11 protein-coding genes are annotated in these 13,733 nt (G+C 59.2%); 8 read left to right on the plus strand and 3 right to left on the minus strand.

Annotated elements, in window-relative coordinates; translation table 11 throughout:
* Positions 1-132 precede the first annotated feature (132 nt).
* Both PLH32_17060 and PLH32_17065 read left to right on the plus strand, forming a co-directional pair.
* A complete protein-coding gene (locus PLH32_17060; GenBank protein HQJ66318.1) occupies positions 133-1,311 on the plus strand; it encodes an adenylyltransferase/cytidyltransferase family protein in 1,179 nt (392 codons plus the stop codon).
* Between the two features lie 2 nt (positions 1,312-1,313).
* Positions 1,314-2,741 carry a glycosyltransferase family 87 protein gene (locus tag PLH32_17065; GenBank protein ID HQJ66319.1) on the plus strand — a complete coding sequence of 476 codons (1,428 nt, stop codon included), beginning with the start codon at positions 1,314-1,316 and terminating at the stop codon, positions 2,739-2,741.
* Between the two features lie 127 nt (positions 2,742-2,868).
* Here the strand turns inward: PLH32_17065 and PLH32_17070 are convergent, their stop codons facing one another.
* A complete protein-coding gene (locus tag PLH32_17070; GenBank protein HQJ66320.1) occupies positions 2,869-3,300 on the minus strand; it encodes a TraR/DksA C4-type zinc finger protein in 432 nt (143 codons plus the stop codon).
* Between the two features lie 339 nt (positions 3,301-3,639).
* Here PLH32_17070 and PLH32_17075 point away from each other — a divergent pair, with 339 nt between their 5' ends.
* From PLH32_17075 to PLH32_17100, 6 genes are all read left to right on the plus strand, one after another.
* Entirely contained in the window at positions 3,640-5,187 is a 1,548-nt protein-coding gene (locus PLH32_17075; GenBank protein HQJ66321.1) for a response regulator, read from the plus strand.
* Positions 5,188-5,259: 72 nt separating this feature from the next.
* A complete protein-coding gene (locus PLH32_17080; protein HQJ66322.1) occupies positions 5,260-6,621 on the plus strand; it encodes a sigma-54 dependent transcriptional regulator in 1,362 nt (453 codons plus the stop codon).
* Positions 6,622-7,006: 385 nt separating this feature from the next.
* A complete protein-coding gene (locus PLH32_17085) occupies positions 7,007-7,975 on the plus strand; it encodes a hypothetical protein (protein HQJ66323.1) in 969 nt (322 codons plus the stop codon).
* A gap of 447 nt (positions 7,976-8,422) precedes the next feature.
* Positions 8,423-8,890, plus strand: coding sequence for a response regulator (locus tag PLH32_17090; protein ID HQJ66324.1), 468 nt, complete (start codon positions 8,423-8,425; stop codon positions 8,888-8,890).
* Between the two features lie 24 nt (positions 8,891-8,914).
* Positions 8,915-10,264, plus strand: a complete 1,350-nt coding sequence (locus PLH32_17095; protein HQJ66325.1) for a glucose-6-phosphate isomerase — start codon at positions 8,915-8,917, stop codon at positions 10,262-10,264.
* Between the two features lie 9 nt (positions 10,265-10,273).
* Positions 10,274-10,906, plus strand: coding sequence for an NUDIX domain-containing protein (locus PLH32_17100; protein ID HQJ66326.1), 633 nt, complete (start codon positions 10,274-10,276; stop codon positions 10,904-10,906).
* Between the two features lie 88 nt (positions 10,907-10,994).
* Here the strand turns inward: PLH32_17100 and PLH32_17105 are convergent, their stop codons facing one another.
* Both PLH32_17105 and PLH32_17110 read right to left on the minus strand, forming a co-directional pair.
* Positions 10,995-11,384, minus strand: a complete 390-nt coding sequence (locus PLH32_17105) for a class III extradiol ring-cleavage dioxygenase (GenBank protein HQJ66327.1) — start codon at positions 11,382-11,384, stop codon at positions 10,995-10,997.
* Between the two features lie 444 nt (positions 11,385-11,828).
* Positions 11,829-13,619, minus strand: coding sequence for a KamA family radical SAM protein (locus PLH32_17110; protein ID HQJ66328.1), 1,791 nt, complete (start codon positions 13,617-13,619; stop codon positions 11,829-11,831).
* Between the last annotated feature and the right edge of the window lie 114 nt (positions 13,620-13,733).

The raw sequence follows: 13,733 nt of genomic DNA on the forward strand, positions 1-13,733 counted from the left end.
GCTCGTTGGGCTCATAACCCAAAGGCCGCAGGTTCAAATCCTGCCCCCGCTACTAAAAAACAAAGGCCGGTCAGAGAACACTCTCACCGGCCTTATGCGTTTACAGACCCGTTCCATTTCCTTTGGATTTGCATGAAAGCGCCCTCGCCCCTGCATCCTTCCGCCCCCGCCAGAAAGGTTTTTGTCACCGGCTGCTTCGACATGCTCCACAGCGGCCATATCGCCTTTCTCAACGAGGCCGCCAGCTACGGCGACCTCTATGTCTGCATCGGTTCCGACGCCAATGTCCACCACCTCAAGGGACGCTATCCGGTCAACTCAGAGGCGGAGCGCAAATATATGCTCGATGCGCTCGCCGCCGTCCACGAGTGTCGCATCAATTCCGGGTGGGGGATCATGGATTTCGAAAAGGAGTTGCGCGACATCCTCCCCGACCTCTTCTTCGTCAACGAGGATGGCCATACACCGGCCAAACAGGCCCTCTGTGCCGAACTGGGGATCGAGTACAAGGTATTGAATCGGATCCCGCACAAGGACCTGCCGGTACGCTCGACCACCGCACTGCGCACCGAATGCACCATCCCCTTCCGCATCGATCTCGCCGGCGGCTGGCTCGACCAGCCCTTTGTCTCCAGATTTTATCCGGGCGCCGTACTGACCATCAGCATCGAACCCACCGTCGAGTTCAACGAGCGCAGCGGTATGGCCTCGAGTACCCGTCGCAAGGCGATTGAGCTTTGGGGCACCGCGCTGCCGCAGGGCAACAGCGAGCAACTGGCGCGTATCCTTTTCAGTTATGAGAATCCACCCGGCACCGAGGTGGTGGCGGGTTCGCAGGATGCCCTCGGCATCGTCTTTCCGGGGCTCAACCGCCATGACTACAACGCCCACTACTGGCCGGAAAAGATCACCACGGTGGAAGACGAGGGCGTGCTCACCTGGCTCGAGCAGAGCCTGTATCTGGTCACCCTCGGGCCGCGCGTCAGCCATTACGATGTCCTCGAGGGCACGCAGATCGACCGCGAACGGGCGCGGGCGCTGGCGGATGCGGCCGATAGCTGCTGGAACGCCATCCTCAAGCGGGATATCAGCGCCTTTGGCGAGGCCCTGCGGTGCGGATTCGAGGCCCAGATTGCTATGTTCCCCAAAATGGCGGATGACGAAATCGCACGCACCATCGATCTCTACCGCGACCGCGCCCTCGGCTGGAAACTTTCAGGCGCCGGCGGTGGGGGCTATCTCATCATGGTCGCCTCTCGACCGATCAAGGGCGCCATGCAGATCAAGATCCGCCGCCGGAACTCCTTTTGACCATGCCGCCGTCGGACGCTGCCATAAAGGTTCCACCGCTGAGGGAACGCCCCGCCCGGTTGCTCTTCCTGTTCTGGTCGCTCCTCGGCCTGCCGCTGCTCTTCCTCGGTTACGGCAGCGATTATGATGCCTGGCGCGTCGCCCAATCCGCCACCCTCCTGTGGCGGCAAGGCGTCTACACCCCCTCGCGCTCCCTCGGATTCCCGCTCTACGAATTCCTCGTCACCCCGCTCTCCGCACTGGGTAGCTGGCCGGCGGCCAATGCCCTGGCCCTCTGTGCCGGCGGTGCGATCTTTTTGGCGCTGCGCCATCTGGCGCGTCAGGGCCACTTCCAGCACCCCCTCCTGGTGATCGCAGGATTTCTTTTTCTTCCCATCGTTTTCAAGAACGCCACTGTGACCATGGATTATCTCCCCGCCCTTGCCTGTTTGATGTGGAGTTATGCTCTGCTCATGACGGCGCGCCCGGCTGCTGCTGCCGTGCTCACCGGCCTGGCCACCGGATTCCGGCCGACGGCCATCCTCTTCCTGGTGCCCCTGCTCCTTTACATCCGCCGCACCTCGGATGCGAAAACCCTCTTGCGCGCCGCAGCGATCGGATGCCTCACTGCACTCGCCACCTACAGCCCGATCCTGCTGGCGCAGGGATTTGGCGCACCGGCCCCCGCGCCACGAAGCGGGTGGATTCAGCATCTCGCTCTGGTGGCCTTCCATGGCTTGCGTTTCCTCGGCGTGGCGCAAAGCCTGCTGCTTCTGCTTCTGCTCTGTTCGGCCTGTAAGAAAAAAACGGTAGGTAACCTGCCGGCGAATTGGAGCACCTTTCATCTGGTCAACATCGGCATCTGGATTGCGCTCTTTTTCCTGCTGCCGGACGAACCCGAATACCTCCTGCCAGCCTGGCCCTCGCTCCTTTTTTTCATGGATCGCCTCTTCTCCGCCCGCACTCTCGTCGCGGCCCTGCTCCTGCTCCTCTCCTACCACGTCATCCAGCTCGAACTCCGGCCGGATCAGCCCGATACGTTGCAGTTGCGCCCCCGCCTCGCTCCGGGATATACCATCGAAGAGCTCCAGGACCGCTTCTTCAAGATCGATTCGCGCCGCGTTGCCACCCGGTTCGAGCCGCCGCAGCCGACGCTGCTGATGTTCGGCCTGCCCTGGATTCCGGCCGCCAATGACGCCTGGGTCACGGATGCAGAACCGGGCGTCTTCCGCCAGAAAACAGGCCATTTCTATCTATCGGGGCAGATCACCGATCGCGGCCGGATCGAACGACTGCGGCAGCGTGGTATTCGTCTGATCGCATGGCGCCTAGCGGAATGGGATTATTTGCGTACGGGCAGTGCAGCCTGGGGCGATGAGGTCGAGGTGATCGGCGAACTGCGTCTGCTTTTCGGCGTGCCGCTGCGCGGCAAACCCCTCAACCAACGGTAATAAAAAAGGGACCCCGTAGCGGCGGTGGTCCCTTGCGTGGGAATATTGTAAAACCGGTCAGGTTTTGGCCGGCATTCCGGGCAGGAGCAGGATTTCGGCTGCGGGTGCCGCAGCCGGATTCATGCACTTAACGCTTGTTTTCCTGCAATTTGGCCGCTACGGAAATTTCCGTATGCGGAATGGCTTCCAGTCGCTCGCGGGGAATAGGCGTCCCGGTGACGCGGCAAATGCCATAAGTTTTGTTCTTGATCCGTTCAAGGGCGCGGTCGAGATAGCCGATGAGCGTGCGCAGACGTTCGATCTGGATATAGACATTGTCGAGCGCCATCGTATCAGTGCCGGCATCCGCCATGTGGTAGCTGTAAGCTGAATCCGTGGCGCCTTCACCGATCTCTGCTGTGGTGTATTTCTCGAGCCGCTCCATCTCTTCGAGGGCAGTGGCTTTACGGTCCAGGATCAAGGCTTCGAAATAACGCAACTCCTCTTCGTTGAAGGGAGTCAGAGGTTTCACCCTGTTCTGCATGACACCGGTAGCCCTTTGCTGACGATTGACAGCCATAACACCTCCTCCCAATGTTGCCAGAACCAGAATTGTGCGGCGATTTGCATATCACCACCCCTCAAGCCATCAATGAAAGATGCTCTCAGGTCTGTAGAGTAGTATACCATATTACAGCCGAATAAGCAAATGAATTTTTGATGAAATATTTCAGCTGCCCCGATCCGCTACAGAGCGCGATTGGGCTTGCGGCATATTTCCGGAATTATCTATAGGTTCACCATGGTTTTAGCAAAGGTGCAGGATTTTGCCACAATCCGCGACGCCAAAAAGTGCTTGTACTTGTTGATTATTTATGCTATTATCCTGTGAAATCCTCCTACACTGTGAGTCCGCTTGATGAGTGACAGCAACGTGGAGAAAAATCTGATCCTGCTTGTCGAGGATGATCCTGACCAGGCGCAGGTCCTGCGTTATTTCCTCGGTGCCAATGGGTATGCCGTGGAATGGCAGAATGCGCCGCGTCTGGCTTACGAGAGCGCCCGCAGCAAATCCTTCCAGCTCATCCTCCTGGATATCATGCTCAATGCCGAGGAGGACGGATTCGACCTCTGCCGTCAGTTCAAGCAGGAGGAGGGGCTCAAGAACATCCCGATCATCATGGTCACAGCGCGTGCGGACGTCAAGGACCGGGTGAGCGGTCTGCGTGCGGGCGCGGACGACTATATCATCAAACCCTTTAGTCAGGAGGAACTGCTCGCCAGGGTGCAGGCCGTGCTGGCACGCAAACGTTACTTCGATTTCAACGAAAAATACCGCACCCTGCTCGAGAATTCGGACGATATCGTCCTCTTTCTCAACCTCTCCGGCGAGATCGAGCAAACCAATCACCAGGCAGCGGTCAAGTTGTACGGGCTCGAGCCGGGGGGCGGCAAATTTCCGCTGCATGCCCTCTTCGCCGAACCCTTCGCCGGCAATCTGGTGCAGCTCTATCCACGCGTCGCCGCCGGATTCGATATCAGCGGCAACAACTGGCGGCTGAGCGCACCGCATGGCGGCATGGAGATCGTGGATGTCCGTCTGGTTCCGCTCTCGCAAGGCCATCGCATTTCGGGTATGGGTTGCATCCTGCGCGATGCGACTCCGCGCGAAAAGGTGTTGCAGGCGATGGAGGCCCAGACTCGTGACCTCGCCAGCCAGGTGAAACATACCAATGCCCAGCTTGGAGAGATGCAGCAACAGCTCATCCTCTCGGAGAAGATGGCGGTGATGGGCCAGCTAGCCGCGGGCGTCGCACACGAGCTGCGCAATCCCCTCAATATCATCAGCACCTCGGTCTATTACCTGCGGCGCATCCTCGCCAGCGAGCATCCCAAGGCCCGCGAGCATTTCAGCATCCTCGACGAGGAGATCGCCCGCGCCCAGCGGATCATCAACAGCCTTCTCGACTTTGCGCGCAAGTCGCCGGCGGAACGCAGTGAGATCGATGTCAACGCCGTCCTGCTGCAAACCCTCGCCCTCGTGAAAAAGGAACTGGCGATGAACGATATCCTGGTGCGCACCGAGCTCGCCGAATCGGTTAAGGCCTGGGTCAACTCCGACGATCTCAAACAGATCCTCCTCAATCTCATCCTCAACGCCAAGGAGGCGATGCCCTACGGCGGCAAGCTCTATATCCGCACCAGCCATGCCGGCGGCAATGGCGTGCAGATGGAGTTCAGCGACACCGGTGTCGGCATCCCCCCGGCCATTCAGGACAAGGTCTTCGACCCCTTCTTCACCTATGGCAAGGAGGGCAAGGGCGTCGGCCTGGGGCTGACCATCGTCCACAGCGCTGTTGAGCGCAATCAGGGACATATCGCCTTGAACTCCGAGGTCGACAGGGGCACCACCTTCCGCATCACTCTGCCGGCGCACCGCGCTGAGGCCGGCCAGGAGGAAAAATGATCCATGAGGTCACAGTGCTCATCCCGTTTCATTGTTATGCCATGCGAACGCAAACCATTGAGGCGCAATACTATGAATCCATCCACCAAGATCCTTCTTGTCGATGATGAAGAGAACTGCTTGCGCTCCCTGAAAGATGTCCTTGAGCTCGAGCAGCTCGACTGCACGACCACCAGCAGCGGATTGAAGGCTCTGGAACTCTTCTCCCACGATGATTATGATATTGTCATCACCGATGTGCGCATGCCCGGTGTCAGCGGCATCGATCTGCTCAAACAGGTCAAACGGCTCAAGCCGGATACCACCGTGATCATGTTGACCGGCTTTGGCTCGATCAACGACGCGGTCGCCTCGATCAAGCTCGGCGCCTATCAGTACATCCTCAAGCCGGTGATTATGGATGACCTTCTCACCCTGATCAAGGATGTCGCGAACCAGCATGATCGCATCGCGGGCAGTTCGCCGCTGCTGGACCTCAAGGAGCCCTTGCCGAGCGGCAAAACCATCCTCGGACGCTCCATCCGCCTGCAGAACGTGGCCAAGCTCATCAGCAAGATTGCCAGCACCGACCTGCCGGTCCTCATCCTCGGCGAAAGCGGTACCGGCAAGGAGCTGGCGGCCACGGCCATCCACTACACCAGCGATCGCGCCGCCAAGCCCTTTATCGCCATCAACTGCGCCGCCTTCCCCGACACCCTGCTCGAAAGCGAACTCTTCGGCTATGAAAAAGGAGCCTTCACCGACGCCCGCGCCAGCAAGGCCGGACGAATCGAGGAGGCCGACGGCGGCACCCTCTTCCTCGATGAGATCGGCGACATGAAACCGGCGATGCAGGCCAAGCTGCTGCGTGTCCTCGAAGAGCAGGAGTTCCAGCGCCTGGGTTCGAACAAGTCACGGCGGATCGACATCCGGCTGATCTCGGCTACCAACCGCGATCTCCGTCAGGCGATCGCCGACAAGAGCTTCCGCGCCGACCTCTACTACCGGCTCAATGCGGTGAGCATCGCCATGCCCCCTTTGCGCGAGATCCCCGAGGATATCCCCCTGCTCGCCAACCATTTCGCCCGCGATTTTGCGTCCCGCTTCAACCGGGAGAGCGTGAGCGTCGATGAGGAGGCCATCGCCGCCCTGCAGCGCTATCCCTGGCCGGGCAATGTGCGCGAGCTCGCTAACGCCATCCGCCGCGCCGTTGCGCTCTCGGAAGGGCACTCGATCCGCATTTATGACCTGCCGCCGCACATCATCCAGGAGTTCAATCCCACGGTCGAGATCGAACCCGCCCCCAGCGGCACCCTGCTGCTCGAGGAGGTGGAGAAGGAGCATATCCTCAAGGTGCTGGATATGACCGACGGCAACCGCAGCGAAGCCGCGCAGATTCTCGGGATTCATCGCGATACCCTGCTGCGCAAGTTGAAAAAGTACGGCGTGGAATAATCCCGGCAGGCGTTTTGCCACTCCTGCCCTGCGCGAATCGCAGCCCGGACGCTCCGGGTGCCGTATTTTTCGGTAGTTTTTATATTATTGTAATAATTATATTTATATGCATACCATCTTCTCCAGCGATACTTTTGACGTAAAATACGGCAAAAGAGCGTGCATCCCGGACCGCTCCCGCCAGATTTCATCCCCCCTTTTATTTTGTTTATAATAAGTTTACATATTTTCCTCAGAGCTGGTATGCAATTTGCTATGTCCGTTAATGGTGAAAAGCAGGCTGGATCAGCCTGATCATGCGATGATAGCCCGTTCGCCCTTTTGCAGCCAGCCCCTCCACCATGGAGCGGGCTGATTTGAGAGGGCACCTGTGGAGGAAGCGGCGGTGCGGGAAAGCAAAAAGGCGGAAATGCCCGTGGTGTGGGCAGTGGCCGGTGCAGCTCCAAACAGCGGCTCCAGTCTCGCGGCCTTTCTGCTAGCGGGAATGGCCGTGCAATCGGGCCGGAAAGTTCTGCTCTTCCGCCCGGGCCAGTGGGATGCCCCGCAGAAATCATCCTCTCCCTCGCCCTCCCCTTTGCCCCAGGCCGAGATGGCGCGCTTTTTCGACCATCTGGATTCGGCGAGCCGGGATTCCGTTTATCAGCTTTACGGCCATCTCAACCCGGTCGCGACAGCCTCTGGCGCGTCCGCCCTCTGGGTGCTGGATCTCGGTTGCAGCCGCTCGCACAGCCATTGGGACCTCTTCTGGAGCGCCGACCTGGCCCTGCTCGTCACCGGCCCTCAGGAGATGGAGAGCCTGAACCGAGCCGTCGATTCCGCCCTGCAGCGCTGGCTCGAACGCGCCCTGGCGGTCGAGGACGACAGCCTGCATGCCTTTTTCCAGCGCCAGGTTGCGGGAAAGAAAGAGGCGCACGCCGGGGTATTTTTCTCCAGCAGCCGGCTACGGCAGTTGGGTTCACCCGGAATTGTACGCTACGTCACACTGCAGCGGAACGGCACCAGCAGCCCCACCCGCAAAATGGCGCCGCGTAGTCTGGTACCTGGATTTCCCGTCCGTCTCGAAGCGGCGGGGGTCCTGATATGTGATTGTCCGACTGCCCTGGTCATCCGGGATCTGCAAACGCTGGTTCATCCCATGCCGCTGCCGCTGCACCACTGGCTGCTGCAGCGGCTCGAGGCGCGCTTCGATCCCGCTGCGGCGGAAAGGCCGGTGGCGCAACCAGGGACAGAGGCGCTGCTGACAGGAGGCCTCTATACTCAGCTCGGCTGCAAGCAGATTCTGAATATCGATCTCCATTTTTTCGACTTCCCCGCGGTGGTTTCGCCCTTCGCCGCTGCGGAAGAAGGTCTTTGACTTCTCCTCACACCCGACACGTACTCGAAAACGGGACCTTTCTCCGGGGAACCGGCAGCCGCACCGCTAGGCCACCCGGAGAAAGGCCCGTCCAGGGCCGGTGAGGATACCCCTGTTACACCCGACACGAAAAGGGACGGTAGTCGTTCTTCGCAGCGGTTGTTGCGCACCTTGGCAGGCAACTTTGGCAAGGCACCTGGGCTATGCAGCCTGATGGCATCGCTTGAAAGGCATCTCTCGACAGGCGAACGCACACGACATCCGCAACCTGAGTACTATCGTCCCTTTTTTATTTCTCCCCTTTCCGCTGCTTTTTTTCCCTTGATTATTCCGCTGATTTATGTAAATTTATCCAGAGAATACCCTTGGGACGCAGGGAGGATGCGCTGCAGCCTAACCGCTGCTTTCGCCCCTGAAGCGATCAGCAACCATGGCGGGAGATTGTTTATGGCGAAAATTTTGATCGTCGATGATGAACCGGATGTGCTGGAAACCCTCCCTGAGGTGGTCCGCTCATGGGGGCATGAGACGGCTGCGGCCAAAAACGGCATTGAGGCGTTGCTGGCTCTGCAGCAGCAAACCTTTGACTTTATCGTGACCGATGTCAAGATGCCGGAGATGGACGGCATGGAACTGCTGCAAAAGATCCAGGAGATCGACAAGAATGTCATGGTAATCTTTCTCACGGGCTACCCCTCCCTCGATTCGGCCATCTCGGCGATGCGGTCCGGGGCCTATGATTATCTGGTCAAGCCCGTCAACCTGGACGAACTCAAGCTGCGCATCGAGCGCGGTCTGGAACGCAAGGAACACATCAAGGCCCTTCCGCTCTTGCGCGGTCTCAACTGGGCGCTGCTGGTCTCCATTCCGCTTTGGCTGCTGCTCGGTTACATCCTGACCAAACTCCTGCGTTGATTTTTCTCATCCGGGAAGGATCATATGGTCAAACTCAATATCCGGCTTTTGGCCCCGGAAGTCGACGAAGCCGCCCTCAAGGCGCTGCAGCCGGCCGTGCGCCGGGTCGTCAACCAGCTCTACAGCGGCCGCTGCCCCGGCAGCGAGATGCTCGGCTGGCGGGATCTCCCCCTCAAGGATTATACGGGAGAGCTCCGCCAGATCCAGAAGCTCGCTAGGAAAATTCGCAAAAAGGCCGATCTATTCATCGTCGTCGGCATCGGCGGCAGCTACCTGGGGGCCCGCGCTGCGATCGAGGGGCTCTCCCCCGCCCTGCCGGGCAACCGCTCCGGCCCCGAAATCCTCTTCCTCGGCCACCACCTCGACGCCGATTATGCGGCCGAGCTGTTGCGGTATATCAAGGGCAAACGCTACTATGTTAATGTGATCAGCAAGTCGGGCACGACCACCGAACCCGGCATTGCCTTCCGCCTTCTGCTCGACCAGCTTCAGCGCACCCTTCCTCCCAAAAAGGTCCGGGAGCGGGTCATCGCCACAACCAGCCCGGTCAAGGGCGCCCTCCACGCCATGGCGAACAAGTTCGAGTTCCACCAATTCGCCATCCCGGAGGATATCGGCGGCCGCTTCAGCGTCCTCACTCCTGTTGGCCTCTTGCCCATGGCCGTGGCCGGCATCGACATCGCCAGGATGCTCAAGGGTGCGGCCGCCATGGCCCGCCACTGCAGCGAGAACCGGACCATCGCCAAAAATGACGCCCTGAAATATGCCGCCGCTCGCCACCTCCTCTATCAGGCCGGCAAGCCCGTCGAGATCCTCGGAGTCTGGAATCCCGCCCTACTCTACCTGGCGGAGTGGTGGAAACAGCTCTTCGGCGAAAGCGAGGGCAAGGATAAAAAGGGCACCTTCCCCGCTGCGGTGGGGCTGACTACTGACCTGCACTCCCTCGGCCAGTACATTCAGGACGGCCGGCGGGATCTCCTCGAGACCTTCCTGGTCGTCGACCGGAATCGCAGCAAGGTGGTCATTCCCAGGCTGGAGGGCGATCCCGATCAGCTCGGTTTCCTGGCGGGCAAGCAGCTGGCCTACGCCAACCGGCAGGCATGGCGCGGCACCATGCTGGCCCATCGCGCCGGCGGGACCCCCAACATGACCCTGCACCTGGGCAAGCGCGATGCTTTCCATTTCGGCGAGCTCTTTTATTTCTTCGAGTTCGCCGTCGCCGTCAGCGGGCTGCTGCTCGGAGTCAACCCCTTCAACCAGGATGGCGTAGAGGCCTACAAAAATAACATGTTCGCCCTGCTCGGCCAGCCCGGCCACGAAACGGAGGGGCGCGCCCTGGAAGAACAGCTCAAAGAGATCGACGATTCGGAATAAGGAGACCCTGTGGCTGCATCAGACGGCAAGATCATGGTAGTGGACCGCGCCACGCTTTTCGCGGAGCAATATTTTCAGGGCTTCGCCCCGGCCTCAGCGCATGATTATCAAAGCCGGATTCTGGACCACTACGTCTACGATCTCCGCGACAAGGTCGAGGTGATGCCGGAGTACAAGCAGCCCATCGCCTATGCCATCATTGTTCACAAGGAGAGCCACGAGGTTTTCGCCTATCAGCGCTCAGCCAAGGAGGGCCACTACAACGAGACCCGGCTGCGCGGCAAATGGTCCTGGGGTATCGGCGGCCATATCGACAAGATCGACATCGCGAACGGCGATCCGATCCGCGCCAGTCTGATGCGGGAGTTGAGCGAGGAGGTGGAGATCAAGGCCTTCGACGATCCGTTGATCCTGGGCTACATCAACGACGACGAGACCGAGGTCGGCTCGGTTCATTTCGGCATGCTCTATCTGATTCTGACCAGCGACCGCGCTGTGCGGCCGGCCAATACCGAGATCGCTTGGGGCGGATACATGCCGATCCGCCAGCTCGAGGAGATCGTCCGGAGCGGTGAGGCGGCCGTGGAGAGCTGGTCTGAGATCGCCCTCGCCCCGCTCAAGGAGGTCCTGGCCCGCATGTAAACCCGAGCACGCGCGTGCGGAACCTTCTCCCACACTAGCAGCGGCCGTTCGCGCTCGGATTGCTCCATCGTTCCGGTGCACACCTCGATCAGCCAATCCTGAAAGCCGTCGTCGGCCGGATCGGGCGCTGCGGTTCCGCTCCGCGTCGTTCATCGATGTGAGCCGGCACGTTGTTTCGGTTCAACAGTCCGGCGATGCGGCCGGCTAGCTCGGGGGAGCCGGGAGCGGGATAACTGATGTCATACGACTCTTTCGGGAACCTGTAATAGTCGTACAACATGGGGGGATGCTGCGCGCCCAGAAGGGTTGCGGCCCGTTCCTCCCAGTGGGCGCTGATGACGAGGATCGCGTCGGGTTTCCGGAGCAAGGATGGGAGCTGCTGCATAAAGGCCACCATCGCGCGGTGGCCCGGATCGCCACGGATCGGCAGCGGGCCGCCGCCGTGGGAGAAATTGACGGCCTGGAGCGGTTTCAGCAAGACGGCCTTGCGCACCTCGCGAGAGGGTCTGTCTTCGGACTGAAGAAGTAAACACCATCAGCCACAGGGCGAATGAGATGATGATCGAGAAATTGATGGGATTGGGATAGTTCCCGAAGCGTGCAAACCGGGCAGGTACGCCAAATTGGACGGGCACGATGGCCTGGCGTGCAAACGACTCAGTCTTTTGTTATGCACCATGCCTGAAAAACAGTTGAAATATTGATCTCCAGGTGACGACCGTTGATGTTGACATAATGTTTTTGGCAGCGATTTCCGAATTGTGGATTTTGCAGACGCGATTTGGTATTACGCTGCCTATAATATGGTCGTCATAATCTATACCGCTTCACTTCTCCATCACGCATTCCATCCGGCATACAAGCAAGAGCCCGCACGCAAGGGGATCCGTATTATCCCTCCTGCAAGGGGGATTTCTTCGGCTTAGAAATAATACCAGATGCTGCGGTACTCCTCTGGATTCTCACCGCGCCGCTCGAGTTCGCGCAGATAGTCAAGAATTGGGATGTCTTTGTGGAGCCAGGTCGGGGCCATGGTCAGGTTTTTCTCCCAGGGATGGAACTCATAGAGCCGGCCGCCGTTCGGCATAATGGTCAGCAGCGAATGGTTCTGTTCCGCGCGCAAGTAATTCTTGCCCAGCTTTGGCACATTATAGACCGGTTCGTCGGTGCGCACCAGCCCGGGCATGAGCCGCGCCTCCTCCTTGACCTCCTGCTGCAACCGGGCGATGGGCACGCGGTAGTCGCGCGTCTCGTCCTTGCCCTTGGCGCAAAAGGTGTAGTAGGCGTCGACTCCGATCAAACGCAAGAGCCGCCGCAGCGCCACCAGTTCGAAGCGCCGGCTGTTCTCCATGGTGTAAACCGCCTGGTTGTAGACCGAGATACCGCGCCGCCGCATCTTTTGCACGGCCTCCATCGCCTCCGGGGTCATTTCGTAGGGATGCTCGAAATGAGTCACCAAAGCCATCTCCCGCCGGCCAGGTTGATGATGGCGGGAGATAAGATCAGCCAGATCATCCGTCATCCGTTGGGGCAGAGCCACAAAAATCCGCGAGCCAATACGGATGCGCTCGATATGATCTACCGCTGCCAGCCGTTCGAGCAAACCCGCAAGGACCCGGTCGGACATGACCAATGGATCACCACCGGTGAGCAACACTTCGGTGATGGCGCGATGTTCCTCCAGCCAGCTTATCGCCCGGTCGATCTTTTCCGGCGGGGCGAGGGCCTCTGGAAAGAGGACATCCTCGATCTCCCAGTTGCGCTGGCAATAGACGCAAATCTGGCTGCAGGTATTGTAGGGCTTGAAGATAGCGATGTGAGGATAGCGCCGGGTGATGAGTTCTACCGGAGAGGTATCGGTCTCGCGCATGAAATCAAAATAAACCACCCGGTCGTTTTGATGTTGCAGCATGGTATGGACATAGAATGGCGGCGGGATCACCTGAGCGCGGACCGCATGATCATCGAGGCGATGACCCTCGCGGTCCATGAGGGAGGCGTAATAGGGGGTGATGCCGAAGGGCAGACGGGCCGCACGAGCCTGGTCGATCGCGGCACATTCTTCGGGTATCAGGTCGATCAATCTGCCGAGCACCGTGCTGTCGCGGATCAGATGTTTGAGGTGCCAATGATAATCCGCCCAATCCGATTCCCCGCCACTCAGCTGTTCAAGAATGTGCGCCCGGTTTCGGGCCCGTTTTTCCATGATTTCCGGTTGCAGGCCGTGGGGATAGCGGTTGGTGGCATCAAGGGTATGGGCGGCCAGCCAATCCAGATCCGCCGAGCGCGCAATCGCGGCCTCCTGCCCTTGCATGCCCAGAAAGGCCGGCAGCTCTTTCATAGAATAGATCGTACTCTTGCCGGTCATGCCTGCCAGGATATGGCCGAGATCGGTATAAAAGGCTTCGCTCAAGGGCTCATCGGATGAGTTTTCTTGCTTATGGATCGCCTGCCACAAACGCTTGATGATGCTGAAGCGGCTGATTCGCTCGCTGCGCAGGGAGATGATCTCTTGAAAGGCCAGGAAACATGTTACCTGTTGCGACCAGGCCAGGCTGCTGTCGCGGTGGCTTTCTTTGAACAATAAGCGGGAAAATTCGTCCAGATAGGCCTTGAGAAAATTGCGGGCGCGATTCGGCGTGTCCGCTTCCTGGAGCAAACCGGCAATGGTGGGATTGTCTTGTAATAGATCTTCCAGCAAGTACTGAATCATTTGGCTGCCTCCAGAGAATAGGTCATTCATCCGGTCATTTCTTCATTTCTCCTGTAATTGGACATAACCAGTCACTGTAGAGAATTGTAGAAATATAAGGCTCTGATAACAAGA

Source organism: bacterium (assembly GCA_035419245.1).
Classification (GTDB): domain Bacteria; phylum Zhuqueibacterota; class Zhuqueibacteria; order Residuimicrobiales; family Residuimicrobiaceae; genus JAKPUX01.